Annotated in this window: 22 protein-coding genes and 1 pseudogene; 15 read left to right on the plus strand and 8 right to left on the minus strand. The window is 73.4% G+C overall.

The genetic code is table 11. From position 1 onward, the window contains the following. Nucleotides 1-283 precede the first annotated feature (283 nt). Entirely contained in the window at nt 284-742 is a 459-nt protein-coding gene (locus ABZX40_RS25785) for an ATP-binding protein (protein WP_355743109.1), read from the minus strand. A gap of 214 nt (nt 743-956) precedes the next feature. Between ABZX40_RS25785 and ABZX40_RS25790 the strand changes: the two genes are divergently transcribed. Both ABZX40_RS25790 and ABZX40_RS25795 read left to right on the plus strand, forming a co-directional pair. Continuing rightward, nucleotides 957-1,823, plus strand: coding sequence for a helix-turn-helix transcriptional regulator (locus ABZX40_RS25790; RefSeq protein ID WP_355743112.1), 867 nt, complete (start codon nt 957-959; stop codon nt 1,821-1,823). A gap of 9 nt (nt 1,824-1,832) precedes the next feature. Continuing rightward, nucleotides 1,833-2,066, plus strand: coding sequence for a DUF397 domain-containing protein (locus ABZX40_RS25795; protein ID WP_355743114.1), 234 nt, complete (start codon nt 1,833-1,835; stop codon nt 2,064-2,066). A gap of 93 nt (nt 2,067-2,159) precedes the next feature. Here ABZX40_RS25795 and ABZX40_RS25800 read toward each other — a convergent pair whose 3' ends face one another. Then, nucleotides 2,160-3,287: an 8-amino-7-oxononanoate synthase gene (locus ABZX40_RS25800; RefSeq protein WP_355743116.1), complete on the minus strand. Its 1,128-nt coding sequence runs from the start codon at nt 3,285-3,287 to the stop codon at nt 2,160-2,162. A gap of 232 nt (nt 3,288-3,519) precedes the next feature. Here ABZX40_RS25800 and bioB point away from each other — a divergent pair, with 232 nt between their 5' ends. The 4 genes from bioB (at nt 3,520) to ABZX40_RS25820 (ending at nt 8,009) form a co-directional block, all read left to right on the plus strand. Further along, entirely contained in the window at nt 3,520-4,752 is a 1,233-nt protein-coding gene (gene bioB, locus ABZX40_RS25805) for a biotin synthase BioB (protein ID WP_355743119.1), read from the plus strand. After that, nucleotides 4,745-6,043, plus strand: a complete 1,299-nt coding sequence (locus ABZX40_RS25810) for an adenosylmethionine--8-amino-7-oxononanoate transaminase (RefSeq protein ID WP_355743122.1) — start codon at nt 4,745-4,747, stop codon at nt 6,041-6,043. Before bioB ends, ABZX40_RS25810 begins: the two co-directional genes overlap by 8 nt. A 1-nt stretch (nt 6,044) precedes the next feature. After that, nucleotides 6,045-6,767: a dethiobiotin synthase gene (gene bioD / locus ABZX40_RS25815; protein ID WP_355743125.1), complete on the plus strand. Its 723-nt coding sequence runs from the start codon at nt 6,045-6,047 to the stop codon at nt 6,765-6,767. A 546-nt stretch (nt 6,768-7,313) separates the two neighbouring features. Further along, complete coding sequence (locus tag ABZX40_RS25820; RefSeq protein ID WP_355743127.1) at nt 7,314-8,009, plus strand: class I SAM-dependent methyltransferase; 696 nt, start codon at nt 7,314-7,316, stop codon at nt 8,007-8,009. Between the two features lie 37 nt (nt 8,010-8,046). Here the strand turns inward: ABZX40_RS25820 and ABZX40_RS25825 are convergent, their stop codons facing one another. Both ABZX40_RS25825 and ABZX40_RS25830 read right to left on the minus strand, forming a co-directional pair. Continuing rightward, entirely contained in the window at nt 8,047-8,421 is a 375-nt protein-coding gene (locus tag ABZX40_RS25825; protein WP_355743130.1) for a fic family toxin-antitoxin system, toxin component, read from the minus strand. Between the two features lie 4 nt (nt 8,422-8,425). Further along, a complete protein-coding gene (locus tag ABZX40_RS25830) occupies nt 8,426-8,641 on the minus strand; it encodes an antitoxin (protein ID WP_355743133.1) in 216 nt (71 codons plus the stop codon). 166 nt (nt 8,642-8,807) lie between these two features. On the opposite strand from ABZX40_RS25830, the pseudogene ABZX40_RS25835 reads away from it, so the two are divergent. From ABZX40_RS25835 to ABZX40_RS25860, 6 genes and pseudogenes are all read left to right on the plus strand, one after another. Beyond that, nucleotides 8,808-9,611, plus strand: a pseudogene (locus tag ABZX40_RS25835) (ABC transporter ATP-binding protein); the annotation flags it as partial. A gap of 304 nt (nt 9,612-9,915) precedes the next feature. Continuing rightward, nucleotides 9,916-12,483, plus strand: coding sequence for an ABC transporter permease (locus ABZX40_RS25840; RefSeq protein ID WP_355743136.1), 2,568 nt, complete (start codon nt 9,916-9,918; stop codon nt 12,481-12,483). A gap of 961 nt (nt 12,484-13,444) precedes the next feature. Beyond that, complete coding sequence (locus tag ABZX40_RS25845) at nt 13,445-13,870, plus strand: GNAT family N-acetyltransferase (RefSeq protein WP_355743139.1); 426 nt, start codon at nt 13,445-13,447, stop codon at nt 13,868-13,870. A gap of 237 nt (nt 13,871-14,107) precedes the next feature. Further along, nucleotides 14,108-15,454, plus strand: a complete 1,347-nt coding sequence (locus ABZX40_RS25850) for a hemolysin family protein (protein ID WP_355743142.1) — start codon at nt 14,108-14,110, stop codon at nt 15,452-15,454. Further along, entirely contained in the window at nt 15,451-16,464 is a 1,014-nt protein-coding gene (locus ABZX40_RS25855) for a hemolysin family protein (protein WP_355743145.1), read from the plus strand. Before ABZX40_RS25850 ends, ABZX40_RS25855 begins: the two co-directional genes overlap by 4 nt. Nucleotides 16,465-16,540: 76 nt before the next feature. Beyond that, entirely contained in the window at nt 16,541-17,350 is an 810-nt protein-coding gene (locus ABZX40_RS25860; RefSeq protein WP_355743433.1) for an SGNH/GDSL hydrolase family protein, read from the plus strand. A gap of 266 nt (nt 17,351-17,616) precedes the next feature. Here ABZX40_RS25860 and ABZX40_RS25865 read toward each other — a convergent pair whose 3' ends face one another. Continuing rightward, nucleotides 17,617-19,452, minus strand: a complete 1,836-nt coding sequence (locus ABZX40_RS25865; RefSeq protein WP_355743148.1) for a glycoside hydrolase family 3 protein — start codon at nt 19,450-19,452, stop codon at nt 17,617-17,619. 788 nt (nt 19,453-20,240) lie between these two features. Between ABZX40_RS25865 and purB the strand changes: the two genes are divergently transcribed. Further along, nucleotides 20,241-21,683, plus strand: a complete 1,443-nt coding sequence (gene purB / locus ABZX40_RS25870) for an adenylosuccinate lyase (protein ID WP_355743151.1) — start codon at nt 20,241-20,243, stop codon at nt 21,681-21,683. Beyond that, nucleotides 21,680-22,240, plus strand: coding sequence for a G/U mismatch-specific DNA glycosylase (mug, locus tag ABZX40_RS25875; RefSeq protein ID WP_355743435.1), 561 nt, complete (start codon nt 21,680-21,682; stop codon nt 22,238-22,240). Before purB ends, mug begins: the two co-directional genes overlap by 4 nt. 799 nt (nt 22,241-23,039) lie before the next feature. Here the strand turns inward: mug and ABZX40_RS25880 are convergent. From ABZX40_RS25880 to ABZX40_RS25890, 3 genes are all read right to left on the minus strand, one after another. Beyond that, complete coding sequence (locus tag ABZX40_RS25880; RefSeq protein ID WP_355743154.1) at nt 23,040-23,474, minus strand: hypothetical protein; 435 nt, start codon at nt 23,472-23,474, stop codon at nt 23,040-23,042. Between the two features lie 61 nt (nt 23,475-23,535). Then, entirely contained in the window at nt 23,536-24,264 is a 729-nt protein-coding gene (locus ABZX40_RS25885; protein WP_355743157.1) for an ABC transporter permease, read from the minus strand. A gap of 2 nt (nt 24,265-24,266) precedes the next feature. Next, nucleotides 24,267-25,220 carry an ATP-binding cassette domain-containing protein gene (locus ABZX40_RS25890; protein WP_355743160.1) on the minus strand — a complete coding sequence of 318 codons (954 nt, stop codon included), beginning with the start codon at nt 25,218-25,220 and terminating at the stop codon, nt 24,267-24,269. A gap of 108 nt (nt 25,221-25,328) precedes the next feature. On the opposite strand from ABZX40_RS25890, the gene ABZX40_RS25895 reads away from it, so the two are divergent. Beyond that, nucleotides 25,329-26,492: a histidine kinase gene (locus ABZX40_RS25895; protein ID WP_355743163.1), complete on the plus strand. Its 1,164-nt coding sequence runs from the start codon at nt 25,329-25,331 to the stop codon at nt 26,490-26,492. The last annotated feature ends 11 nt before the right edge of the window (nt 26,493-26,503 follow it).

A 26,503-nucleotide genomic window follows, 5' to 3' on the forward strand; every position in this document is an offset into this window, starting at 1 on the left:
GGCCGACGTCCTCTTCGCCATGCTCCGAGACGGCACCTACTACGATCCCCAACCTGCCCCATCACCTTGACCAAACCCATAGGGGCACCCCCCCGTCGCCCCAGCCCTCCGGCGCCGTCGCCCGGTCGCCGAGGGCACCGGTGGAGAGCTGGACAGGTGGACAAGTGGACGAGTGGCCAGGTGCGCAGGTGGACAGGTGGGTCGGACCCCTCCCGACGGCCGATCCGGGCGCGCGTCCCCAACCCGCCGAAACGTTTCCCGGCGTCAAGCGTGGAGCGTCGCCTCACGGTTCCTGCTGGCCCGCCGTCGTCACCGGGCGGGCCGGGACCGTCCAGGGGAGTTCGATGGAGACCGTCTTGCCGCCCTCGGGCGTGGCGCGGACGCTCAGTTTGCCGCCGCGCTCGGCGGCCAGCCAGCGGATGATGACCAGCCCCCGCCCGTTGTCCTGCTGCACCGCGGCCGGAAGCCGCTTGGGGAAGCGGGGGTGACTGTCCGTCACCCCGAGGCGGAGCTGCTCGTCGCGCGCGAGTTCCAGATCGACCGTGAATGTGGGCGACTGTCCGAACGTGTGCTGGACGGCGTTGGTGGCGAGTTCCGAGACGATCAGCCGGACGCCGTCGGCGAGATCCGCGTCCGCCGGCAGCCCCCATTCGACAAGGGTCTCGACCACGAAACCGCGGGCCGCGGACACCGAGGCGGCCTCGCTCGGCAGAGTGACGGATGCTTCCAGCTGATCTGCCATGGCGACGTCGTCCCTTTCCCACGGGACCGCGGTCCGACACGGAAGCGGATGGTTCGAGTACGGTCCCGGACTGGTGCTACATCGCCCAGCCTGCCACTAGTACGCCGGTCCAGGTGGCGATCCACCAAGATATGCATATATCTGTCGCTCAATGCGGTGAACTCTGCGACGGCAGAGCGTATTTGGGCGGCCCGGAAGGAGTAAGGAGTACCCCATGCAGCACGGTCCCGTGGTGCGCCGCCGGAAGCTGGGCGCGGAATTGCGTGCCCTGCGCACCCGCGTGGGGCTCACCAGTGGCGAGGCGGCCGGTCTGGTCGGCTGGCACCAATCGAAGGTCAGCCGGATCGAGACCGGCGCCAGCGGTGTGAAACCGGCCGATGTCCGGTTACTGCTGGACGCGTACGGCGTCGAGGACCCCGATCTGCGGGAACTGCTACTGGTGCTGGCCGGTTCCGAAGAGGGCGGCCGGCACCACTGGTGGCACGCCTACCGCGGGGTGCTGCCGCCGACGTACCGGGACTTCATCAGTCTGGAGTCGCAGGCCACCGCCATGCGGACGCTGGAGACCTCGGTGATCCCGGGGCTGCTCCAGACCCGGGAGTACGCCCGCGCGGTGACCCGGGCGGCCGTCGAGGGGCTGGACGACCAGCGGCTGGACGCGCTGGTGGAGGTGCGGCTGGCCCGGCAGGATGTGCTGCGGGCGCATCCGCCGCTGGAGCTGAGCGCCGTACTGGACGAGGCGGTGCTGCGGCGGGAGGTGGGCGGGCCCGCGGTGATGGCCCGTCAGCTGGCGCGGCTGGCCGAGGCCGCCCGGCTGCCGCAAGTACGGCTCCAGGTACTGCCGTTCTCCGCCGGTGCGCATATCGGGGTCACGGGGCCTTTCGTTATCTTCTCATTTTCGCGCACCTCTGATCTGGATGTGGTTGTTCTCGACCACATGACGAGTAGCCTCCATCTGGAACGGAAAGAAGACCTAGTGGCCTACAGCGAGTCGTTCCGCACGCTTCAGCACCACGCTCTTTCCCCCGCGGACTCGCTGGATTACCTCGCCGGGATAAGTGACGGCTCATATGGCGCATAGGGAGGCACCATGACCGCACTGCCTCGACACGTCCCCTCCACCGACCGACTGCACGGAGTGCGGTGGCTGCGCAGCAGCTACAGCACCGGCGCGAACAACTGCGTCGAGACCGCCCGGCCGCCCCGCGGCCCCTGGGCCGGTCTGCTCGCCGTGCGCGACTCCAAGGATCCGTCCGGACCCGCGCTGCTCTTCTCCCCCGAGAGCTGGGCGGGGTTCACCGCGGCGTTCCACGCCGGGCACTGATCCACCGGGCACTGATCCACCGAGCACCTCGAACGATCCGTTCCGATCCGTTCCGGTCATGATCCGGGCGGTGCACGGCCGTGGTCCGCCGACTCATGGTCGCGTCTCGCCGATGACCCGGACGGCGTGCTCCACCTGTTCCCCGGAGAGGTCCGCGCGGGCCGTCAGCCGCAGCCGCGAGATTCCGTCGGGCACGGACGGCGGGCGGAAGCAGCCCACGGCCAGCCCGGCCGCGCGGCAGTCCGCCGCCCACCGCACGGCCCCCTCCGGGGACGGGGCCCGTACCGACACCACCGCCGCGTCCGGCCGGACCGCCGCCAGACCCAGCACCGTCAGCCGGGCGTGCAGCTCCGTGGCGACCGCCCGCGCGCGTGCGGCCCGCCCGGGTTCGCGGACCAGCAGCCGCAGCGCCGCGAGGGCACCGCCCGCCGCCGCCGGGGCGAGCCCGGTGTCGAAGATGAAGGTCCGGGCCGCGTTGACCAGATGGTCGATCACCGCGGCCGGGCCGAGGACGACCCCGCCCTGGCTGCCCAGCGACTTCGACAGGGTCGCCGTCACCACCACGTCCGGCGCGCCCGCGAGACCCGCCCCGTACGCCGCGCCCCGGCCGCCGTCGCCCAGCACGCCCAGCCCGTGCGCGTCGTCCACCACCAGCCCCGCCCCCCGCTCCCGGCACGCCCCGGCCAGCTCCGCGAGCGGGGCGGCGTCGCCGTCGACCGAGAACACGGTGTCGGAGACGGTCACGGCGGGCCCGTCATGGGTGCGCAGCGCCTTGCGGACAGCCTCCGGCTCGGCGTGCGGGACGACCTGGGTGGTGCCGCGCGCCAGCCGGCAGCCGTCGATGAGGGAGGCGTGGTTGCCCGCGTCGGAGACGATCAGCGTGCCGTGCGGGGCCAGCGCGGTGACGGCGGCGAGATTGGCCGCGTAGCCGGAGGAGAGGACGAGGGCGGCCTCGAAGCCGCAGAAGGCGGCCAGTTCGCGTTCCAGTTCGGCGTGGAGTTCGGTGGAGCCGGTGACCAGCCGGGAGCCGGTCGCGCCCGCGCCCCACTCGCGCGCGGCGGCGGCGGCGCCCTCGGTGACCTCGGGGTGCCGGGCGAGTCCGAGGTAGTCGTTGCTGGCCAGATCCAGCAGCGGCGAATCGGCCGGCCGCGGTCGCAGGGTCCGGACGAGCCCGGCGCGGCGACGTGCCAGCGCCTGCTCATCGATCCAGCCGAACGCCATGGCTCCTCCGGGAACGGGAACGGGAAGGGGAACAGGAAGGGGAGGGGGAAACGGAGCGGGAACAACGGGAACGGGAGCGGGAACGGAAAGGCAGGGGGAATTTGTAGGCAGTGCACAGACCCTAGTCGCACCACCCGCCCCCCACTGTGTGGCAATACCCACACGTCCAGCGTGCCCCTTTGTACGAACTCTCCTTGGCCCGGAGCGGCTCCTTAGGACAGGATCGGCTCTCATGGACCTGCTGAACACGCTGGTGGACAAGGGGCTTCGGCGCGAGCTGCCGACCCGCGAGGAGGCCCTGGCCGTTCTCGCCACTTCCGATGACGATGTGCTCGATGTGGTGGCCGCGGCCGGAAAGGTGCGCCGCCACTGGTTCGGCCGCCGGGTGAAGCTGAACTACCTCGTCAATCTCAAGTCCGGACTCTGCCCGGAGGACTGCTCCTACTGCTCCCAGCGGCTCGGCTCCACGACCGGGATCCTCAAGTACACCTGGCTCAAGCCGGACGAGGCGACCGCCGCCGCCGCTGCCGGGCTGGCGGGCGGCGCCAAGCGGGTCTGTCTGGTGGCGAGCGGACGCGGGCCCACCGACCGGGACGTGGACCGGGTCTCCACGACCATCAGGGCCATCAAGGACGAGCACGAGGGCATCGAGGTGTGCGCCTGTCTCGGACTGCTCTCCGACGGCCAGGCCGAACGGCTGCGTGACGCGGGCGCCGACGCCTACAACCACAATCTCAACACCTCCGAGGCGACCTACGCCGACATCACCACCACCCACACCTACGCCGACCGGGTGGACACCGTGCGGAAGGCGCACGCGGCGGGACTGTCGGCCTGCTCGGGGCTGATCGCGGGCATGGGCGAGCCGGACGCGGAACTGGTCGACGTCGTCTTCTCGCTGCGCGCGCTGGACCCGGACTCGGTGCCGGTGAACTTCCTGATCCCGGTGGAGGGCACCCCGCTGGGCGGGGAGTGGCATCTGACGCCGCAGCGCTGTCTGCGGATCCTGGCGATGGTGCGGTTCGTCTGCCCGGACGCCGAGGTGCGGATCGCGGGCGGGCGGGAGGTCCATCTGCGCACGCTCCAGCCGCTCGCCCTGCATCTGGCCAACTCCATCTTCCTCGGCGACTACCTCACCACCGAGGGCCAGACGGGCAAGGCCGACCTGGAGATGATCGCCGACGCCGGGTTCGAGGTGGAGGGCGCGGACGAGGTGACCCTGCCGGAGCACCGGGCGGCGGCGACGGCCGGGTGCGGCGAGGTGTGCGGCTCGCACGAGGGTTCCGGGAGCGCCGGAGGTTCCGGGTGCGGGACGCACGGGGGCGCCGGGGGCGGCGGCTGCGGGACGCAGGCTGCGGAGGAGGCGGTCCCCGCCGGAGGCCAGGCGCTGCCCGGAGAGGTCCGTACGGATCTGGTCGCGGTGCGGCGACGGGGTGCGGGAACGGATCTCGCGCCCAATGCGTGACCCGGGCGCCCCGCGTGAGCTGACCGTCGCCGAGCTGCTGGAGCTGGACCGGCGGCATGTGTGGCATCCGTACGGGCCGATGCCGGGGCTGGTCGAGCCGCTGGTGGTGGAGTCGGCGAGCGGGGTGCGGCTGCGCCTGGCGGACGGCTCGGGCGAGCTGGTCGACGGCATGTCGTCCTGGTGGTCGGCGATCCACGGCTACAACCACCCGGTGCTCAACGAGGCCGTGACCGGGCAGCTGGGGCGGATGAGCCATGTGATGTTCGGCGGACTCACCCATGAGCCCGCCGTACGGCTGGCGAAGCTGCTGGTCGACATCGCGCCGGACGGGCTGGAACATGTGTTCCTGGCCGATTCCGGGTCGGTGTCGGTCGAGGTGGCGGTAAAGATGTGCCTCCAGTACTGGCGCTCGCTGGGCCGTCCCGAGAAGCGGCGGCTGCTGACCTGGCGCGGCGGCTACCACGGTGACACCTGGAACCCGATGTCGGTGTGCGACCCCGAGGGCGGGATGCACGAACTCTGGAACGGGGTGCTGCCCCGCCAGATCTTCGCCGACGCCCCGCCCGCCGAGTACGACGAGGAGTACGCCGAGCATCTGCGGCGGACCATCGAACGGCACGCGTCCGAGGTGGCCGCGGTGATCGTGGAACCGGTGGTGCAGGGCGCGGGCGGGATGAGGTTCCACTCCCCCGGCTATCTGCGGGTCCTGCGCGAGGCGTGCGACGCCCATGACGTGCTGCTGGTGTTCGACGAGATCGCCACCGGTTTCGGGCGGACGGGCGCCCTGTTCGCGGCGGAGCACGCAGCGGTGACGCCGGATGTGATGTGCGTGGGCAAGGCGCTGACCGGCGGTTATCTGACGCTGGCGGCAACGCTGTGCACCGCGCGGGTGGCGGCCGGGATCTCCCGGGGCGAGGTGCCGGTGCTGGCGCACGGCCCGACGTTCATGGGCAACCCGCTCGCCGCGGCCGTCGCCCGCGCCTCCGTCGAACTGCTCCTCGCGCAGGACTGGCGTGCGGAGATCAAACGGATCGAGACGGGACTGCGTACGGCGCTGGAACCGGCGGCGGAGCTGCCGGGCGTGGCCGATGTCCGGGTCCTCGGGGCGATCGGCGTGGTGCAGCTGGACCGGCCGGTGGACCTGCGCCGGGCGACGGCGGCGGCGGTGCGCGAGGGGGTGTGGCTGCGGCCGTTCCGGGATCTGCTCTACACCATGCCGCCGTACATCACCGGCGACGAGGATCTGGCACGGATCGGCCGCGCGGTGTGCGCGGCGGCTCGGGAGGGCTGAGATGGCCGTACTGGTGATCACCGGAACCGGCACGGAGGTCGGCAAGACGATCGCCACCGCCGCGATCGCGGCGACCGCGCGCGCGGCGGGCCGTTCGGTGGCCGTTCTCAAGGCCGCGCAGACGGGTGTACGGCCGGACGAGCGCGGGGACGCGGCGGAGGTGGTGCGGCTGGCCGGGGAGGTGACGGCCAGGGAACTCGCCCGCTATCCCGACCCGCTGGCGCCCGCGACGGCCGCGCGGCGGGCGGGACGGGCGCCGGTGCACCCGGCCGACATCGCCGAGACCGCCGCCAAGCTGGCCACGGAGCATGATCTGGTGCTAGTCGAGGGCGCGGGCGGGCTGCTGGTCCGCTTCGACCCGGCGGGCGGCACGCTGGCCGACGCGGCGGAACTGCTGGCCGCGCCGGTGGTGATCGTGGCCGCCGCCGGGCTCGGCACCCTCAACACCACCGAACTGACGGCCCGCGAGCTGCGCCGCCGGGGCCTGGCCCCGGCGGGCGTCGTGATCGGCAGCTGGCCGACCGCCCCCGACCTCGCCGCCCGCTGCAACCTGGCGGACCTGCCGGAGGTGACGGGCACGCCCCTGCTGGGCGCCCTCCCGGAGAACGCCGGACGACTCGCCCCGGCCGCGTTCCGCACGGCGTCCCCGGGATGGCTGGCACCGCGCCTGGAGGGGACATGGGACGCGGAATCGTTTCGGGTGCGGGAGGGGGCGCGGGGGTAGGGGGTGGCTGCTGTGGCTACGGGGTGGGCGGGCTGGTGTTGGTGGTGGAGGGGCGAGGGGGAGGGGAGGGGACCGGGGTGGGCGGGAGCCCGGGGTTCGGGGGTTCGGGGGGCTGTCGGTGAGGGCCCCTCGGAGGTGTGGGGCCGCCATAGAGGGCGGCGAGGGGCAGCCGTGGGACCGCCGTCGGGGTCGCCACCCGGCGGGCTCCTCCGGGGCGCGGAGTTGCGTACTCCGGGTCCCTCGGAGGTACGGGGTCGCGCGGTGAGCGGCAGCCCCGAGGGGGGCTGGGGGCGGCCGGCCGAGCCTCGCGGGGGGGGAGGTGGCAGGTGGCCCCGTCCTGGGAGGGGACATGGCGGCGTTGGGCGGCGGCCCGAGGGCGCCGGGTGGCAACCGGCCCGGGGCCTTGGGCGGCGGTGGGGCAAGGCGCAACCGGCCCGGTGCCGGGAAGGCGCGCCCCCGGAATCGCCGTCGCCCCGGACCTCGGTAGGTGCGGAGCACACCGCGCGGGGACAATCGGCGTAAGGCCCGGCCGGTTAAGGAGGTCCCATGGCGCCACGGCCCCCGAGGGCGCGCGGGAAGTGCGCTGATCCCGTGCACCATCCGCTGTTCGCCCGTTACTACGCCCGGATCAGTGTCACCGCCGAGACCCGGATGGGCATGGCCGGGGTGCGGGACCGGCTGCTCGCCGGGCTGTCCGGGCGGGTGCTGGAGGTCGGCGCGGGCAACGGCCTCAACTTCGCCCACTATCCGCGTACCGTCGCCGAGGTCGTCGCGATCGAGCCGGAGCGGGTGCTGCGGAGGCTCGCGGTGGATGCCGCGCTGCGCGCCACCGTGCCGGTCGATGTGGTGCCGGGCGCGGCGGAGGCGCTGCCGGTCAAGAGCGAGGGCTTCGACGCGGTGGTGCTGTCCCTGGTGCTGTGCAGCGTGCGGGACGTGCGGCAGGCCCTGCGGGAGGTGCGGCGGGTGCTGCGACCGGGCGGTGAGGTGCGGTTCTTCGAGCACGGTCGAGGTGGCGGCACCCTCATGCGGTCGGCGCAGCGGGCGCTGGACGGCACTCTGTGGCCCCGCCTCAACGGCGGCTGCCATCTCTCCCGCGACCCGGTCGGCGCCCTGCGCGCGGCCGGGTTCGATCTGGGCCCCTACCGGCGGGTCCTGATGCCGGAGAAGGGCCCGGTGCTACCGGCGTCGTACTGCTCCCTGGGGATGGCGTGGCGCCCGCTGTCGGACGCGCGGATCGTCTGAACGGGGCAGGCGCGCGCCTACGGCACGGACCGGCGGGTCACAGGCTCCAGCGGCGCAGTTCCTCGGCGATGTCCTGGACCGTCGCCTGGCCGGTCTTGACCAGTCGGGCCAGTTCCCGCACCTGTTCGGGCGAGGTGGTGACCTTGACGCCGCTGGCGACGAGATAGGCGTAGGCGACGGCGGAGGCGAACAGCGCGTTGTTCCGCTCCAGCGCGGGCACGTGCAGCAGCAGCTGGAGCAGGGCCGCCGCGCGCGCGTAGGGCGTGTCGTAGACGGGGACGTCGAATATCTCGGCCCGGTGGCGGGCGACCGCCGCGACCAGGGCGCCCCAGTCGGTGACCTGGGGGTCTCCGGGGGTCTTCTGTTCGGCGAGCATCAGCAGCCAGGCGAGATCGATCCGAAGGTCGTTCAACGGCTCAGCGACGCCCGTCGAACTCTTCGGAGAACACGGACTCGTACTGCTTCATGAAGTCGGCCGCGGCCTCCACGAAGGTGTGGCCGGACTCCCCGGTGTCCTGTCGGACCAGTTCCTCGATGTAGCGGTTGACGCTCATCCCGCGGGCCAGGGCGCGTTCCCGGGCGGCACGCGCGGTGTCCTCGTCCACCCGGACGTTCAGCTGGGTCTTCGCCATGCGTCGACGCTAGCGCCGATGTGCTAGCAGCGGCAAGGGCGTGCGACGCCCCGCGCGCCCGGCGCCGGGCTCCACCCGGGGGTGGAGGGCAGGTCGGGACCTGGGAGGGATACCGGGTGTGCCGGGGGTCACATTAGGCTCGGGGGCGGAAGGGATCCGTCTGCGTATGGGGGGATCCGGACACTCGAATCGAATCGGGGAGGCGGCCGTGTCCACAGCCGGTGTGGCGCCCGCGCCCGGCCCGCCCGCGGCGGACGGCATCGCGGCGCGGGCCCGCGGTCTGACCAAGGCGTACGGCTCGGGCGAGACGGCGGTCGTCGCGCTGGACGCGGTGGACGTGGACATCGCGCGCGGGAGGTTCACGGCGGTGATGGGCCCGTCCGGCTCGGGCAAGTCGACGCTGATGCACTGTCTGGCGGGGCTGGACTCGGTCTCGGGCGGCCGGGTGTGGCTCGGGGACACCGAGATCACCGGGCTGCGCGAGCGGGCGCTGACCCGGCTGCGGCGGGACCGGGTCGGTTTCATGTTCCAGTCGTTCAACCTGATCCCGACGCTGAACGCGCTGGAGAACATCACGCTGCCGATGGACATCGCGGGCCGGAAGCCGGACGGGCGGTGGCTGTCGGAGGTCATCGACACGCTCGGGCTCCGCGACCGGCTGCGGCACCGGCCCGCCCAGCTCTCCGGCGGCCAGCAGCAGCGGGTGGCGTGCGCGCGGGCGCTGGCCTCCCGCCCCGAGCTGATCTTCGCCGACGAGCCGACCGGCAATCTGGACTCACGGGCGGGCCTGGAGGTGCTCGGCATTCTGCGCGGGGCGGTGGACGACCTGGGGCAGACGGTGGTCATGGTGACCCACGACCCGAGCGCCGCGGCCCACTCCGACCTGGTCCTGTTCCTCGCGGACGGCCGGATCGTGGACGAGATGCCACGCCCCACGGCGGACCGGGTCCTGGAGCGACTCCGCGTCTTCACGGGACCGGGACACCGGGACGGGGGCGGCGGGAGGGGCCCGGGCGGGGAACTGAACGAGACGAGGGACGGAGACGGGGGCGGGGAGCGGGACGGGACCGAGGACGAAGGCGGGCGCGGGGAGCTGGACGGGACCAAGGACGAAGGCGGGCACGGGGGCGGGAGCGGGGACATGACCACGGACGCGGACGCGGACACGAACGCGAACTCGGACTCGGACTCGGACGGCGACCGGCACGGAGGCGGGGCGGGCGGCGGGGACGCCGGAGGGCCCGGTCTCCCCGGCGCGGCGGAGGCGTGAGCGGATGCTGAAGGCGACGCTGCGCAGCTTCCTCGCCCACCGGGGGCGGCTGCTGCTCTCGGCGCTGGCCGTGATCCTCTCGGTCGCGTTCGTCGCGGGCAGTCTGATCTTCTCCGACACCGTCAGCCGTACGTTCGACCGGCTCTTCGCCTCGACCGCCGCCGATGTCACCGTCAGCCCCCGCGAGGAGCTGGACGAGACGATCCCTTCGGGCCGGACGGCCACGCTGCCGGCCTCGCTCGCCGATCGGGTCGCGCGCGTGGACGGGGTCGCGGCGGCGCGGGCCGATGTGGAGGTGCGGGGGCTCACGGTCGTGGACGCGGCGAACGAGTCCGTCGGCCCGACGACCGGCGCCCCGACGCTGGGCACGGCCTGGAACCCCACCGGACGCAGCCCGGTCGAGCTGACCTCGGGGCACGCGCCGGACGGCGACGGACAGGTGCTGCTGGACTCCGAGACGGCCGCGCGCGGACACGTCTCGATCGGCGATGAGCTGACCGTGATCGCGGCGCCGGGCTCGTTCCGGGCCGAGGTGGTCGGGATCGTCACGTTCACCACCACCAACCCGGGCGCGGCGCTGGTCTTCCTCGATCCGCAGTCCGCGCGCACAAGACTGCTCGGCGACCCGGGCGCGGCCACCTCCGTGTCGGTGGACGCGGCGCGCGGGGTGAGCGACGGGACGCTCAAGGAGCGGGTGTCGGCGGCGCTGGGGGACGGTTCGTACCAACTGCGGACGGCGGCGGAGCAGGCGCAGTCGGATGTGCAGCGGCTCGGCGGGTTCCTCGATGTGATCAAGTACGTGATGGTGGGCTTCGCGGGGATCGCCGTGGTCGTCGGGGTCTTCCTGATCGTCAACACGTTCTCCATGCTGATCGCCCAGCGCACCCGTGAGCTGGGGCTGCTGCGGGCGCTGGGCGCGGACCGGCGCCAGGTGCGCCGCTCGGTGCTGACGGAGGCGCTGCTGCTCGGCCTGATCGGGGCCACGCTGGGCCTCGGGGCGGGCATCGGGCTGGCCGTCGGGCTGATCGCGCTGATGGATCTGCTCGGGATGAACATCAGCTCGGCCGAGATGGTGGTCGCCTGGCCGACCCCGGTGGCGGCGTACGCGGTGGGGCTGGGCGTCACCTTCGTCGCCGCGTATCCGCCGGCGCGGCGGGCGGCGGCCGTCTCGCCGATGGCGGCGCTGGCGGACGCCGAGATCGCGGGCGTCGGCCGTCCGCTCACCGTCCGGGCCGTGGCGGGCGGGGTCGTCGGGGCGGCGGGCGCGGCGGCGCTGGCGGGCTGCGCGCTGTCCTTGGACACGGCGACGGCGGCCTCGCTGCTGGGCCTCGGGGTCGTCCTGACCCTGATCGCGACGGTCGTCGCCGGTCCGCTGCTGGTGCGCCCGCTGATCCGGGTGCTGGGCGGGGCCTTCCCCGCCGTGTTCGGTCCGGTCGGCCGGATGAGCCAGCGCAACGCCCTGCGCAATCCACGGCGTACGGGGGCCACGGCCGCGGCGCTGATGGTGGGGTTGGCGCTGGTCGCCGGGATGTCGGTGGCGAGCGCGTCCATGACGGAGTCGTTCGACCGGCAGATCGATTGGACGCTGGGCGCGGACTTCGTGGTGCAGAACAGCCAGTTCGTCCCGTTCCCCCGGGAGGTCACCGAGCGGGTGCGGGACACCGAGGGGGTCGGTCTGGTGGTCCGCGCCAAGTTCACGCCGATCGCGCTCGGCCTGCCGGACGGCGACCGGGTCGAGACCACGGGCGCGGCCTACGATCCGCGCCTGGACGAGGTCGCCCACCTCACCTACGCGCGCGGGGACAGCGCCGCCGCGCTGGCCGGGGGCCGGGTCGCGATGGACCGGGACTTCGCCGCCGCGCACGGTGTGCGGGTGGGCGGTGTGGTGCCGGTGGAGTTCCCGTCCGGGCGGACCGCGGAGCTGACCGTGGCCGCGCTGACCGACCAGGAGACCGCGGAGGGGTTCGGCACCACGGGCGGGGTGTTCTTCGGCATGTCCACCCTGGAGCGGTACGCGCCGGGCGGGCAGGACTCGGTGCTGTATGTCAACGCGGCGCCGGGCACGGACGCGGACACCCTGCGGGCCGCGCTGGAGCGCGCGCTGGACCCGTATCCGCAGGTGGAGGTGCGCGACCTGGCCGACTACAAACAGCTCGTGCACGACCAGATCTCGGTCCTGCTGTATCTGGTGTACGCGCTCCTCGGGCTGGCGATCGTGATCGCGGTGCTGGGGGTGGTGAACACCCTGGCGCTGTCCGTGGTGGAGCGGACGCGCGAGATCGGGCTGCTGCGCGCGATCGGGCTCGCCCGCCGCCAGCTGAGACGGATGATCCGGCTGGAGTCGGTGGTGATCGCCGTGTTCGGCGCGGTCCTGGGGCTGGCGCTGGGGCTGGTGTGGGGCGTGTGCATGCAGCAGGTGCTCGCCCTCCAGGGCATGACCGCGCTGGCGATCCCCTGGCCGACGATCGTCGCGGTGGTGGCCGGCTCGGCGGTGATCGGCGTGGTGGCGGCGCTGCTGCCGGCGCTGCGGGCGTCGCGGATGAATGTGCTGGACGCCATCGCACACGAGTGAGCGACCCGCGGGGGGGGCGACCAGAGCCTCTCCGGTCCACCGGTCCACGCCCCCGCAGTACCCGGGCCCAGAACTCCCCCCGCCCGCGCAGGCCAGGCAGTACGCCGGAGCGGCACGCCACGCTCACGCGGGGCGGGCAGCACCCGCTCCGGAACCCCACACTCGCCCAGGCCGGACACCTCCCGGCCCAGAACCCCCCTCACCCGCCCGGACCGGCCAGCACCCCGGCCCAGAACCCCGCACCCCCGCACCTGACAGTCCCCGTCGGCCGGACCCGAGCCGCCCCGAAGGCCCACCCGCGCCCCAGCACACCCGGCGGCCCCGGTCCAGAACCCCACACCCCCGCAACCCCAAATGCCCACCCCTGTCCAGACCCCGCCCGCACGCCCAAGTCCCCCACCCCCAAGGAGTGTTGGAGTGTTGATGACCCACCCCTACCCTGACCCCGCCCCGGGCCAGCAGCCGCCCCGCGTGCCGCCGCTGGTCGGCGCCAACGGCAACCGGGTGCTGCGGCCGACGCCGAGCACACGGACATCGCGGCGTTCACGGACGGCGCCCGGCGCAACCGGGGGCAGCACCACCGGCGAGCCGCTGCCGCTGTCGGCCGATGACGGCGGCGCTGGCCGATGACGACGGGTCTGGCCGGTGACGACGGGTCTGGCCGACGACGGCGGGGTGGCCGACGACGGCGGGGTGGCCGGTGACAGCGGCGCTGGCCGATGACAGCGGCGCTGGCCGATGACAGCGGCGCTGGCCGATGACAGCGGCGCTGGCCGATGACAGCGGCGCTGGCCGATGACGACGGGTCTGGCCGGTGACGGCGGCGCTGCCCGATGACGACGGCGCGGCGCTGGCCGGTGATGGCCGCTCCGCGTCGGGAGTGGGGCGGACCGTGACGAACGCGTCCGGATACCGGAAACCCGCTTCTGCCCGGCCCCGGCCCCATGCTGTGATCGCCACCATGACCGCATTGCGCATACGGCCCGCCGGACCCGCCGATCTGGACGAGGTGCTGGCCTTCTGGAAGACGGCCGCCGAGGGGACCAGCATCAGCGACGACCGGGCGGGGGTGGAGCGGCTGGTCGCCCGTGACCCCGGGGCGCTGGTGCTGGCCGAGTCGGGCGGGGAGCTGGTGGGTACGGTGATCGCCGGTTTCGACGGCTGGCGGTGCCATCTGTACCGGCTGGCGGTGCACCCGGGGCACCGGCGCCAAGGCATCGGCTCCGCGCTGCTGGCCGCCGCCGAGGAGCGGTTCGCGGCGCTGGGGGGCCGGCGCGGGGACGCGATGGTGCTGACCGAGAATGAGCGGGCCCATCACGCCTGGCGGGCGGCGGGGTACGCGCCGCAGGAGGAGTGGCGTCGCTGGGTGAAGTCACTCACATACTGATCCCTTTGCCCCTCCTTTACGATTGAGGCACACTTCGGTTTCCCCATGGCGTCATGACCGGCGTCATGGCCTCAGGTCTTCAAGAAAGGTGTGAGCGTCCACCGTGGACGAACCTCCCAGTAGCCGGCATACCGGCTGCCGCTGCTCCTGCACCACGCGCTGTACATGCCGTACGCGCTCCGCGCGAGATCGCGCGAACCTCCTGGCCCTGCCCGATCCTGGGACGGAGGTGAACCGATGACCGAAGTGCTCCTGCTGCTGGTGGCGATTCTGCTGTCACTGGCCTGCGGCGCCTTCGTCGCCGCCGAGTTCTCCCTCACCACCGTCGAACGGGGCGAGCTGGAGAGGGCCGTGGAGCGCGGCGAGCGGGGCGCGTCCAGCGCCCTCAAGGCCGTACGGAATCTGACGTTCCAGCTCTCCGGCGCCCAGCTCGGCATCACCGTGACCAATCTGGTCGTCGGCATGCTGGCCGAGCCCTCCATCGCGCGGCTGATCGCCGGTCCGCTGCGCGCGATCGGCATATCCGGCTCCGCCGCCTCCTCGGTGGCCCTGGTGCTGGGTACGGCCCTGTCGACCGTGTTCCTGATGGTCGTCGGTGAGCTGGTGCCGAAGAACTGGGCGATCTCCTCGCCGCTGGCCGTGGCGAAGACCGTGGCGACGCCCCAGCGCTGGTTCACGGCGATGTTCCGGCCGTTCATCACGCATCTGAACAACACGGCGAACCGGATCGTGCGCCGCTTCGGCATCGAGCCCGCCGAGGAGCTGGCCTCCGCGCGCGGACCGCAGGAGCTGGCCGCGCTGGCCCGGCACTCCGCCAAGGAGGGCGCGCTGGAGGCCGACACCGCCGAGCTGTTCGTGCGGACGCTGAATCTGGCCGATCTGACCGCGGAGAACGTGATGACCCCGCGGGTCCAGGTCGTCGCCCTGGAAGCGCAGGCGACCTGCGAGGACGTGGCGAACGCGACCCGCGCGACCGGTCTGTCCCGGTTCCCGGTGTACCGGGGCAGCCTGGACGCGGTGGTCGGCACCGCGCACATCAAGGACGTCCTGGCGGTCCCCGCGGGTCAGCGCCCGCGCACCCCGGTGGCCGAGCTGATGCGCGAACCGCTCCTGGTGCCCGAGTCGCTCACCGTCGACCGGCTCCTGGACCGGCTGTCCGGCAAGCGCACGATGGCCGTCGTCATCGACGAGTACGGCGGCACGGCCGGGGTCGCGACGCTGGAGGACATCGTCGAGGAGGTCGTCGGCGAGGTGCGCGACGAGCACGACCCGCAGGAGACGCCCGATCTGGCGCCCGCCGGGCTCGACGAGGAGGGGCACAACCTCTTCTCGGCGGACGGCGCGGCCCGGATCGACCAGCTCGCCCGGGTCGGTCTGCGCGCGCCGGACGGCCCGTACGAGACGCTCGCCGGGCTGGTGGCCACCGAGCTGGGCCGGATCCCGGAGAGCGGCGACACCGTGGAGGTGACCGGCTGGCGGCTGGACGTGGTCGACGCCTCGGGGCGCCGGGCGGCCCGGGTACTGCTGCACGCCCCGCTGACGGGCGCGCGTGACGAGGACGAGGACGAGGAGGGGGCGAAGTGACCGCCGTACAGCTGCTGATCGGGCTCGCGACCCTCTTTGTGAACGCGTTCTTCGTCGGTGCCGAGTTCGCGCTGATCTCGGTGCGCCGCTCCCAGATCGAGCCGTACGCCGAGCAGGGCGACCGGCGGGCCAAGCGGGTGCTGTGGGGGCTGCGGCATGTGTCGGCGCTGATGGCGGCGGCGCAGCTCGGTATCACGCTGTGCACCCTGGTGCTCGGTGTGGTCGCGGAGCCGGCCATCGAGCATCTGCTGGAGCCGGTGTTCCACGCGGTCGGTGTGCCGGAGGGCGCGGGGCACGCGGTGTCGTTCGTCATCGCGCTGGCCCTGGCGACCTATCTGCACATGCTGCTGGGCGAGATGGTGCCGAAGAACATCGCGCTGGCCGAGCCGGTGCGCAGCGCGCTGGTGCTGGGTCCGCCGCTGGTGGCGGTGGCGCGGGCGCTGCGGCCGGTGATCTTCACCATCAACGCGTTCGCCAACACCCTGCTGAAGCTGCTGCGGGTGGAGACGAAGGACGAGGTCACGGCCACGTTCTCGGATGCCGAGCTGGCGCGGCTGGTGAAGGACTCCGGTGAGGCCGGGCTGATCGACGACCGGGCCCTGGAGCGGCTGCACGACGCGCTGGAGCTGGGCCGCAGGCCGGTCAACGACGTGGTGATGCCGCTGGAGCGGGTCACCTACGCGCGGGTCGGGGTCACCCCGGAGGAGCTGGAGCGGCTGTCGGCGGAGTCGGGGTTCTCCCGCTTCCCGGTGGTCGACGAGGGCCGCCGGATCGTCGGCTATCTCCATGTGAAGGACGCCCTGGACGCCTCGCCCCGCGAGGAGCCGTTCCGGCTGCGGGACATGCGGGCCATCGCCCGCGTACGGCAGTCCACGCCGCTGGACGACGTCCTCACCGCGATGCGCGGCAGCCGGACGCATCTGGCGGCGGTGCTCGGGGAGGACGGCAAGCTCGCCGGGCTGGTGACCATGGAGGACGTGCTGCGGGAGCTGTTCGGACAGTACGTCTGAGCACCGGGAGGAGGGGTGACCGACCGCTGGGTATGCGCCTCGGGATACCATCTGCGACGCCATGCGGAAGAACGCCATGCGGAAGAACGCCACGCGGAGTAACCCCTCCTCCCACCCCGGGCCCCCCTACTCCAGCCTGGTCGCGGTCGGTGACTCGTTCACCGAGGGCATGTCGGACCTGCTGCCCGACGGCTCCTACCGCGGCTGGGCCGATCTGCTGGCGGCCCGGATGGCCGCCTCGGCGCCCGGCTTCCGGTACGCCAATCTCGCCGTGCGCGGCAAGCTGATCGGGCAGATCGTGGCCGAGCAGGTCGGGACGGCCGCCGCGATGGGCGCCGATGTGGTGACCCTGGTCGGCGGTCTCAACGACACCCTGCGGCCCCGGTGCGACATGGGCCGGGTGCGCGGGCTGCTCACCGAGGCCGTCGAGCGGCTCGCCCCGTCCTGCGGACGGCTGGTGCTGATGCGCAGCCCGGGACGGCAGGGCCCGGTCCTGGAGCGGTTCCGGCCGCGCATGGAGGAACTCTTCGCCTGCGTCGACGATCTCGCCGCCCGGCACGGCGCGGTGGTGGTCGATCTCTACGGGGCGCCCTCGCTCGCCGATCCCCGGCTGTGGGACGTGGACCGGCTGCATCTGACGGCGGAGGGGCACCGCCGGGTGGCGGAGGCGGTCTGGCAGGCGCTGGGCCATCCGCCCGAGGACCCCGACTGGCGGGTTCCGGTGCCGCCGTCCGCGCCGCCCGGCTGGCTGGACCGCCGGGTCACCGACGCCCGCTTCACCCGCGCCCATCTGCTCCCCTGGATCGGCCGCCGGCTGACCGGCCGCTCCTCCGGCGACGGCCGACTGGCCAAACGCCCCGAACTGCTGCCGTACGAGGGCCCGTGACGGAGGCCGTACGAAGGGCCTCGTACCAGGGGCCCTGACGGGGCCGGGTGCCGAGACAGGGGCGTACGAGAGACCCCGTACCAGGGGCCGTGACAAGGACCGTGAAAGAGACCGCGGCAGTGGCCCTGCAAGAGGCAAGTTGCAAGAGGCCGCGGCGGGGGCCGCGACAGCAGCGCTGACAGGGGCATGGGCGGAGCCGGTCAGAACGGCTCCGCCCATGCCGGGGCGCCCGGTCCCGGAACGGGACGCCCCGTCCGGGGGCCGGATCAGTCGTCGTACGACAGTCCGTGGCCCGCGGGGTAGAGGACCCGGGTCGGGTCGTCGGCGCGCTGGATCGGTACCGGGAGCTTGCCGCGCGGGTCGACCCGGCCGGCGATGACCCGGGCGGCGGCGCGCAGTTCGGCATCGGTCCAGCAGTAGGTGGCGAGGGCCGCCTTGACCCCGCTGAGCTGGGCGATGTCGTACGGGTTGCGGACCGCGACGGCGATCACCGGGATGCCGGTGGCGACCAGGCGGCTGACCAGGGTGCGCTGGGTGCTGGTGGCGCCCACGTTGTCGGTGACGACGACGATCGCGTCCCGGCCGGTGGCGGCGGCCACGGCGGCGTCGATGGCCGCGGTGTCGGGGGCGCGGCCGGTGGCGATCTCGGTGACGGTGAAGCCGAGGTCGTCCAGCGACGCGGTGAGCGACGGCAGGGCGAACTTGGCGGCGTCGGCCGGGAAGACCGGGTTGGCGCCCACGACCAGCAGTTTGCGCTGGCGGCGGCGGAGCGGGAGCGTGTCGTCCCGGTTGACCAGCAGGGTGGTGGTCCGCTCGGTGATCCGGTCGGCGGTGGCCAAGTTGCGGCGGGTGCCGACGGTCCGGTCGACCTCCCGGTGGGAGACGTAGGGGCTGCCGCTGAGCAGGCCGACCTTGTCCTTGAGGCGCAGGATGCGCAGGACGGACTCCTCGATCCGGGCCTCGGTCAGCTCGCCGGAGCGCACCGCGGCGACCACGGCGTTGAAGGCCACGTCCAGGTTGGGCGGGAAGAGGAGCTGGTCGACCCCGGCCTTCACGGCGAGCACCGGCACCCGGTCGTCGCCGTACTTGGTGCGCACGCCCTGCATGTTGAGGGCGTCGGTGACGATCACGCCCTCGAAGCCGAGTTCACCGCGCAGGACGTCGGTCAGGATGATCGGCGACAGGGTGGCCGGGTCGTTGCTCGGGTCCAGCGCGGGGACCTGGAGGTGGGCGGTCATGATCGAGTCGACGCCGGCGGCGATGGCGGCCCGGAACGGCGGGGCGTCGATGCGCTCCCACTCCTCGCGGGTGTGGGTGATCACCGGGAGCTGGGTGTGGCTGTCGGCCCCGGTGTCGCCATGGCCGGGGAAGTGCTTGGCGCAGGCGATGACCCCGGCCCGCTGGTAGCCCTGGACCTGGGCGGCGACCAGCTTGCCGACGGCGGCCGGGTCGGCGCCGAAGGAGCGGACGTTGATCACCGGGTTGGCCGGGTTCACATTGACGTCGGCGACCGGCGCGAAGTTCTGGTAGATGCCGAGGGCCGCGAGTTCGGCGCCGGCTATCTGCCCGGCGGTGCGGGCGTCGGATGTGGAGCGGCCGGCGCCGAACGCCATCGCGCCGGGCATCTGAGTGGCCGGGCTGCCGATCCGGGTGTTGGCGCCGTGCTCCTGGTCGATGGAGATCAGCGAGGGGATGGGGGTGCGCAGGGCGAGCGAGGCGCGCTGCACCCCGTTGGTGAGATCGGCGATCTGGTGGAGATCGCGGATGTTCCCGGCCCAGCCGCTGAAGTAGATGACCCCGCCGAGGTGGTACTTGGCGATGGCCTCGGCGATGGTGCGGACCCCCAGTTCCCGGAGGTTGGACGCCTCGTGGTTGGGGTCGGGGGTGGTGGCGGAGTGGCCGTAGAAATAGGTGACGAAGAGCTGGCCGACCTTGGCCTCCAGACTCATCCCGGCGATGAGTCTTCGGAGGCGGGCGTCCCGGTCGGCGGGACGCTCGCCGGAGGCGAGGGCGGGGGTGGCGGTCATCCCCAGGGCCCCGGCGCCCGCGACAGCGGTCGCGGAGGCGAGGAGGGTACGCCTGGACAGACTCCGGTCCTGCATACGGAGGAGCTCCTTCCGGCCTTGCACGTCAAGGGAGTTGGCGGAATTTTGAACTTCACCTGGACAGCCGGAAACGTAGCTGTGGATCATTCTCGCCACAAGAGGTCTAGACAAAAAAGGTCTAGACAAAAACTGGGCCCATGCCCCTGACCAGGCATTTCTTCACCCACCTTCTTGCAGAAATCGCCGGGACGACGATGAGGCAACACCGAACCGGCCATGGGCCTGCCGGCCGGGGCGGGGGTATGGGTGGAGGTATGGGCGGGGGTATGGGCTGGGGCGGGGGTCGGCGGCCCCTGGTGCGAAGGCGGGGGCGGGGGTGAGGGTTGGGGGTGCGGGTTGGGGCTGAGGTTGGGAGGGAGGTTGGGGCTGGGCGAGGGCTGGGGCGAAGGCTTGGGTTGGGGGCGGGCGAGGGCTGGGGTGAGGGCCGGGGCTGGGGGTGGGCGAGGGCCGGGACGACGCGGTCGGGCGACGGCTGGGGCGAGGCCCGCGGGGCCGGTCGGGGAGGTCCGGGGCGGCGGCTGGGCGGCGGCCGGGTGGCGGCTGGGACGAGGCCCGGGCGAGAGCTGGGACGAGGCCCGCGAGACCGGTCGGGGAAGGTCCGGGACGACAGCCGGGCGACGGCCGGACGGCGGCTGGGTGGCGGCCGGGCGGCGGCTGGGACGACGGCTGGGCGACGGCGGGGGCGAGGCCCGCCGGACCGGTCGCGGGAGGTCCAGGACGGCGGCTGACGCCAGGCCCGCGGGACGGTCGGGGTCGGTCCGGGGGACCCCGTAAACTCGGTCCACGTGACTTCCGCACCCGCCAAGCCCCGCATCCCCAATGTGCTCGCCGGACGCTATGCCTCCGCCGAGCTGGCCACGCTCTGGTCGCCCGAGCAGAAGGTGAGGCTGGAGCGGCAGCTCTGGCTCGCCGTGCTGCGCGCCCAGCAGGACCTCGGGATCGAGGTGCCGGACACGGCGATCGCCGACTACGAGCGGGTGCTCGACACCGTCGACCTGGCCTCGATCGCCGAGCGCGAGAAGGTCACCCGGCACGATGTGAAGGCGCGGATCGAGGAGTTCAACGACCTCGCCGGGCATGAGCAGGTGCACAAGGGCATGACCTCCCGCGACCTCACCGAGAATGTCGAGCAGCTCCAGATCCGCCTCTCCCTGGAGCTGGTGCGCGACCGTACGGTGGCGGTCCTGGCCCGGCTGGGCAGGCTCTCCGGCGAGTACGGCGAGCTGGTCATGGCCGGCCGCTCGCACAATGTGGCCGCGCAGGCCACCACCCTCGGCAAGCGGTTCGCGACCGCCGCCGACGAACTGCTGGTGGCGTACGGGCGACTGGAGGAGCTGCTCGGCCGCTATCCGCTGCGCGGCATCAAGGGCCCCGTCGGCACCGCCCAGGACATGCTGGACCTGCTCGGCGGGGACGCGGGGCGACTGGCCGAGCTGGAGCGCCGGATCGCCGGACACCTCGGCTTCGCCCACGCCTTCACCTCGGTCGGCCAGGTCTACCCCCGCTCGCTGGACTACGAGGTGGTCACCGCGCTGGTGCAGCTCGCGGCGGCCCCGTCCTCGCTGGCCAAGACGATCCGGCTGATGGCCGGGCACGAACTGGTCACCGAGGGCTTCAAGCCCGGCCAGGTCGGCTCCTCCGCCATGCCGCACAAGATGAACACCCGCTCCTGCGAGCGCGTCAACGGGCTGATGGTCATCCTGCGCGGCTACGCCTCGATGACCGGCGAGCTGGCGGGCGACCAGTGGAACGAGGGCGATGTGTCCTGCTCGGTGGTGCGCCGGGTCGCGCTGCCGGACGCGTTCTTCGCGCTGGACGGGCTGCTGGAGACGTTCCTGACCGTGCTCGACGAGTTCGGCGCGTTCCCCGCAGTCGTGGCGCGTGAGCTGGACCGCTATCTGCCCTTCCTCGCCACCACGAAGGTGCTGATGGCGTCGGTGCGGGCGGGTGTGGGCCGCGAGGAGGCGCACGAGGCGATCAAGGAGAACGCCGTCGCCTCGGCGCTGGCCATGCGCGAGCGGGGCGCCGAGCGCAATGAGCTGCTGGACAAGCTGGCCGAGGACACGCGCATCCCGCTGGACCGGGCCGGGCTGGACGCGCTGATGGCCGACAAGCTGTCCTTCACCGGTGCCGCGGCCGACCAGGTCGGCGCGATGGTGGCCCGCATCGAGGAGATCGTGAAGCGCCACCCGGAGGCGGCGGGCTACACGCCGGGAGCGATCCTCTGAACCGTCCCACCCCCGCGGAGCTGGAGGCCGCCCGCGACCGGCTCGTCCCGGACGTGGTCGCGGACGGCCTCGATGTCCTGTTCTGCGGAATCAATCCCGGCCTGATGACGGCGGCCACCGGCCACCACTTCGCCCGGCCGGGCAACCGCTTCTGGCCGGTGCTGCACCGCTCCGGCTTCACCCCGCGCCTCCTCGCCCCCGCCGAGCAGGACCAGCTCCCGTCGTACGGCCTCGGCATCACGAATGTCGTGGCACGGGCGACGGCTCGGGCGGACGAGCTGAGCGCCGACGAGTACCGGGAGGGCGGGCGCCTGCTCGCCGAGAAGGTGGAACGCCTGCGTCCACGCTGGCTGGCGGTGGTCGGCGTGACGGCGTACCGCGCGGCCTTCGACGACCGCAGGGCCAAGGTGGGCCCGCAGGAGCGGGTGTTCGGGGGGACGCGGGTGTGGGTCCTGCCGAATCCCTCCGGGTTGAACGCGGGGTGGAGCGTGGAGGCGATGGCGGAGGAGTTCGGGCGGTTGCGGGGGGTTGTGGGTGGGGGTGGGTCGGGGGGCTGAAGGGTTGGGCGTCGTCGAGCCGGGGCGCGCCGGGGGGTGTGTGCGCTACGGGGGCTGCAGGCCCGGGGAGTCGGGCCGGAGGTGTGGGCCCCTGCAGGAGCTGAGGGTCCGGGGAGTCGAGCCGGAGGCGACTGCGTTGCCGGGAGTGAGGGCCCGGAGTGGTCGGGCCGAAGGAGTTGCGGGAGCTGAGCGCCCGGAGCCTCCGGGCCGAGGGTGTGCGCATTGCGGGAGTGAAGGGTGCAGTGAGGCCGGAGGGCGATGCCGGGGGCGGCTGATCACGCGGGCCGGGTGCGGGCGGGGTCGCCCCTCCCCGGGGCGAATCGGCAGGACTCGGTCGGAACACCGTCCGGCGGACCGCTGCCCGCATGGCCCCCATGCCGGAGATCCAGCGCGGCCGGCTCAACACCGGCCAGGGCGGATGGTGCCCCCGGCCGGGGCTCCGCCCAGCGCTGGGTCGGTCCGGGAGCGAGGCACAACGGCGGCACGACTCGCTGAATCCGACGCGCTCGGCACCGAGCCACCACGCCTGACCGGCGACTCCGGCTTCGCAACGGCGACTACGTGGAGGGCGGCGACGGCCCCGCCCGAAGCAGGTTCCGTCTCACCGGCGCCACACCCCCCACCGCAACCGTCACCAGCGCCGAGGTCACACCCCCACCCCCCACTCCCCTCGCGGCGAGCGACCCCGCACTGAAGCCAGTGCCATCACACCGGCGCCACACCCCCCACCACGACCGCCAGCAGCGCCGGGGTCGCACCCCCACCCCCTCGCACAAGCGAACCCGCACCCGGCCCACCATCACACCGGCGGCACATCCGTCACCGCCGCGATCAGGCGGCCCGGGACCGCCTCCTCCGCCTCGCCCCGGTTCACCCCCAGCGCTATCCAGCGGCCGTGTTCCGCCGCTTCCCACAGGTCCAGGTCGTCCAGCAGGACGGCGAGGGTCGCCCAGGGGTCGGGTATCTCCTCGGCGCGTTCCAGGCGGACTCTGAGCGTCGCCGTGCCCAGGCGGGGCTGCGATGGCCAGCGGGCGTCGAGGCGCTGGGCCAGCGCGTCGCGCAGCGCCTCCAGGTCCTCGGCGTCCTCGGCGTCGGCCGTGCCGTCCGTGCCGTCCGTCCACCCCGTGAGGAAGAAGCCCGGTCCCTCCCGGCCCAGGTGCGACCAGCCGTGCGCCGCCGGGAAGGGGCGGGCGCACAGCTGGTCGATGGTGTCCAGGCACTGCGCGATGTCCATGCGTCCAGTAGACCCGCCGCCACTGACAATTGGCGGGGCGTCAGTGATCGCCCGGCCGGGCTCACGCGTCCCGGCGGCGTACGCTCCAGGCGCCCGCGGCCAGCGCGGCGGCCGTCCAGACGGCGGTGACCGCGAGGCCGGTCCAGGGGCCGAGGGAGCTGTCCGGATGCTGCTGGAAGGCCAGTTGGCCGGCCCGGTCGGGGAGGTAGTCGATCGCGCCGCCCGCCGCGTCCCCGATGACGAAGGAGACGATCAGGACGAACGGGACGAGAATGCTCAGGGTGGCGACGCCGCTGCGCAGCAGGGCCGTGAGGCCGGTGGCCAACAGGGCCATCAGCGTCAGATAGACACCGCAGGCGATCACGCCCCGGGTGAGCTGCGCCGCGCTGATGCCGTCCCCGGCCCCGCCCAGGGCCGCGGTGCCGACGGCGGCGGACAGCGCGCCGGTGAGCAGGCCGACCGTGAGCGCCGGGAGGGCGACAGCGAGGGCCTTGGCGGCGAACCAGCGCCCCCGGCGCGGGACCGCCGTCAGTGCCTGGCGCAGCCCCCCGCCGCCCTGGAACTCGGACGACACCGCCATCGTGCCGAAGGCGATGACGGCGATCTGGGCGGGCGCGACGCCCAGGAAGACCGCGACGAGGGGGTCGAAGCCGGGCTCGGCGGTGTCGGAGGTCCCGGCGAGCGCGGCGAACACCGTGGCCACCGCGAGCAGCGCGGCCAGGGAGCCGTACAGCGAGCGCAGGGTGCGGATCTTCAGCAGCTCGGAGTGGAGGACGGGGGCGAAGGGCATGGTCAGACCTCCTGCGAAGGGGCGGGCCCGGGGGCGGGTGGGGCGGTGGGGTCGGCCGCGTACTCGGTCTCGGAGGACGTCAGGTCGAGGTACGCCTGCTCCAAGGTGCCCTCCTGCGCGGTGAGTTCCAGGACCGGGATGCCCGCCTGCCAGGTGAGGCGGCCGATGTCGGCCACGCGCGCGTCCCGTACCGTCCAGACGCCCTCGGGGTCGCGTTCGGCGTCGTGGCCGTGGCGGGCGAGGAGGTCCTGGAGGGCGGGGTCGTCGCCGGTGCGCACCCGGACACCGGGCCGTACGCGCGCGTCGATGAACTCACGGGTCGGCAGATCGGCCAGCAGACGGCCCCGGCCGAGCACGACGAGCCGGTCGGCGAAGGCGGCCGTCTCGGTCATCAGATGGCTGGAGACCAGCACCGTACGGCCCTCGTCGGCGAGGCGGCGCAGCAGGTGCCGGATCCAGATGATGCCTTCGGGGTCGAGGCCGTTGGAGGGTTCGTCGAGCAGGATCACCGGCGGGTCGCCGAGCAGCGCGGCGGCGATGCCCAGCCGCTGGCGCATCCCGAGCGAGTAGGTCTTCACCCGGCGGCGCGCGGCGGAGGCGAGGCCGGTCTCGGCCAGCACCTCGTCCACCCGGGCGGCGGGGAGGGCGTTGCTGGTGGCGAGGATGCGCAGATGGTCACGGCCGGTGCGGGAGCCGTGTGGGGCGTGGGCGTCGAGCAGGGCGCCGACCTCGCGCAGCGGCCGGGCGGCGGCCCGGTAGGGGCGTCCGCCGATGGTGGCGGTGCCGGAGGTGGGCCGGTCCAGGCCGAGGATCAGCCGCAGGGTGGTGGACTTGCCGGCGCCGTTGGGGCCGAGGAAGCCGGTGACCCGGCCGGGCCGGACGGTGAACGTCAGCGCGTCCACGGCGCGTCTGCCGCCGAACTCCTTGGTGAGGTCGTGCACATCGATCGTGGTCATGGCAGCAGCGTGGCCGGGCGGGCGCCCCTGGGGCCTCCCCCGGGAGGGGAGACCGTCTCCCCCGCCCGGGGGAGGACCACTGTCAGTGGTGGCTGTCACGATGGGTGAATGGTCCGCCTTCTGCGCCCGCTGAGCCGCGGGACGACATACACCCGGCTGGTGCATCTGCTGGTGCCGGTGCTGCTCATGGGTGTGTGGCTGTTCATCGACATGAGCAAGCCGTGGGTGCCGGCGCTGCTGCTGCTCCCGTTGGGGCTGATCCCGGCCGTGCGGCGGGGCGAGGGGCTCCAGGCGCGGTTCATGCTGGTGCCGGACGGGCCGGAGCCGGAGGTCTCGACGATCTCGACGGCCCCGTCGGCGACCTGGCGGGACCGGGTGCGGACGGTGGTGTGGCTGGAGGCCCGGATGGTGTTCGCGGTGCCGACCGCGTTCGCGATGGTGTGGCTGCCGGTCCTGTCCGTGGACCTCACCCGCGCGGCGCTGGGGCACCCGGTGCACGACAACCCGGTGTACCGGATCGACGAGCCGCACGGGGCGTACGGTCTGCTGGTGCCGTTGCCCCTGGTGGTCCTGGCGGCGGTGGTGGTGGCGTTGGGCGGGCTGATCTCGGCGGTGGCGCGCGGGCTGCTGGGCCCCTCCCCCGCCGAGCGGCTGGCGGCCCTGGAGGAGCGCACCGAACAGCTCCTGGAGCGCACCCGTATCGCGCGGGAGCTGCACGACTCGATCGGGCACGCGCTGACGGTGGCGGTGGTGCAGGCGGGCGCCGCGCGGGCGGCGGGCGATCCGGCGTTCACGGACCGGGCGCTGGCCGCGATCGAGGAGACCGGGCGGACGGCGCTGGAGGACCTGGAGCGGGTGCTCGGGGTACTGCGGGAGTCGGAGCGGCCGGTGAGCGGCAGACCGACGCTGGCGGACGCGGACCGGCTGCTGGAGTCGGCGCGGACATCCGGCGCGACGGTGGAGGCGGAGGTGACCGGGCCCCTGGAGACGGTCCCGGGTCCGGCCTCCCGGGAGGGCTACCGCATCCTCCAGGAGGCGCTGACCAACGTCCTGCGGCACGCGGGGTCGGTGCCGGTGCGGGTCCGGATCGCGGTCGCGGGCGACGCGCTGGATCTGGAGGTGCGCAACCCGTTGGGCGCTTCGATACCGGGGCCCGGTCGGGGCAGCGGGCTGCGCGGCATCCGCGAGCGCGCGGCCCTGCTGGGCGGCCACGCCGACACCGGGCCGGACGAGGGCGAGTGGCGGGTACGGGTGGCGCTGCCGCTGCGCTGAGCCGGGGCGAC

The sequence above is a fragment of the Streptomyces sp. NPDC004610 genome (assembly GCF_040609715.1).
GTDB lineage: Bacteria > Actinomycetota > Actinomycetes > Streptomycetales > Streptomycetaceae > Streptomyces.

Bases quoted from the DNA above. Each gene is read 5' to 3' on its own strand.
- ABZX40_RS25785 (WP_355743109.1), bottom strand. From the start codon at position 742: ATGGCAGATCAGCTGGAAGCATCCGTCACTCTGCCGAGCGAGGCCGCC.
- ABZX40_RS25790 (WP_355743112.1), top strand. From the start codon at position 957: ATGCAGCACGGTCCCGTGGTGCGCCGCCGGAAGCTGGGCGCGGAATTG.
- ABZX40_RS25795 (WP_355743114.1), top strand. From the start codon at position 1,833: ATGACCGCACTGCCTCGACACGTCCCCTCCACCGACCGACTGCACGGA.
- ABZX40_RS25800 (WP_355743116.1), bottom strand. From the start codon at position 3,287: ATGGCGTTCGGCTGGATCGATGAGCAGGCGCTGGCACGTCGCCGCGCC.
- bioB (WP_355743119.1), top strand. From the start codon at position 3,520: ATGGACCTGCTGAACACGCTGGTGGACAAGGGGCTTCGGCGCGAGCTG.
- ABZX40_RS25810 (WP_355743122.1), top strand. From the start codon at position 4,745: ATGCGTGACCCGGGCGCCCCGCGTGAGCTGACCGTCGCCGAGCTGCTG.
- bioD (WP_355743125.1), top strand. From the start codon at position 6,045: ATGGCCGTACTGGTGATCACCGGAACCGGCACGGAGGTCGGCAAGACG.
- ABZX40_RS25820 (WP_355743127.1), top strand. From the start codon at position 7,314: ATGGCGCCACGGCCCCCGAGGGCGCGCGGGAAGTGCGCTGATCCCGTG.
- ABZX40_RS25830 (WP_355743133.1), bottom strand. From the start codon at position 8,641: ATGGCGAAGACCCAGCTGAACGTCCGGGTGGACGAGGACACCGCGCGT.
- ABZX40_RS25840 (WP_355743136.1), top strand. From the start codon at position 9,916: ATGCTGAAGGCGACGCTGCGCAGCTTCCTCGCCCACCGGGGGCGGCTG.
- ABZX40_RS25845 (WP_355743139.1), top strand. From the start codon at position 13,445: ATGACCGCATTGCGCATACGGCCCGCCGGACCCGCCGATCTGGACGAG.
- ABZX40_RS25850 (WP_355743142.1), top strand. From the start codon at position 14,108: ATGACCGAAGTGCTCCTGCTGCTGGTGGCGATTCTGCTGTCACTGGCC.
- ABZX40_RS25860 (WP_355743433.1), top strand. From the start codon at position 16,541: ATGCGGAAGAACGCCACGCGGAGTAACCCCTCCTCCCACCCCGGGCCC.
- ABZX40_RS25865 (WP_355743148.1), bottom strand. From the start codon at position 19,452: ATGCAGGACCGGAGTCTGTCCAGGCGTACCCTCCTCGCCTCCGCGACC.
- ABZX40_RS25880 (WP_355743154.1), bottom strand. From the start codon at position 23,474: ATGGACATCGCGCAGTGCCTGGACACCATCGACCAGCTGTGCGCCCGC.
- ABZX40_RS25885 (WP_355743157.1), bottom strand. From the start codon at position 24,264: ATGCCCTTCGCCCCCGTCCTCCACTCCGAGCTGCTGAAGATCCGCACC.
- ABZX40_RS25890 (WP_355743160.1), bottom strand. From the start codon at position 25,220: ATGACCACGATCGATGTGCACGACCTCACCAAGGAGTTCGGCGGCAGA.
- ABZX40_RS25895 (WP_355743163.1), top strand. From the start codon at position 25,329: ATGGTCCGCCTTCTGCGCCCGCTGAGCCGCGGGACGACATACACCCGG.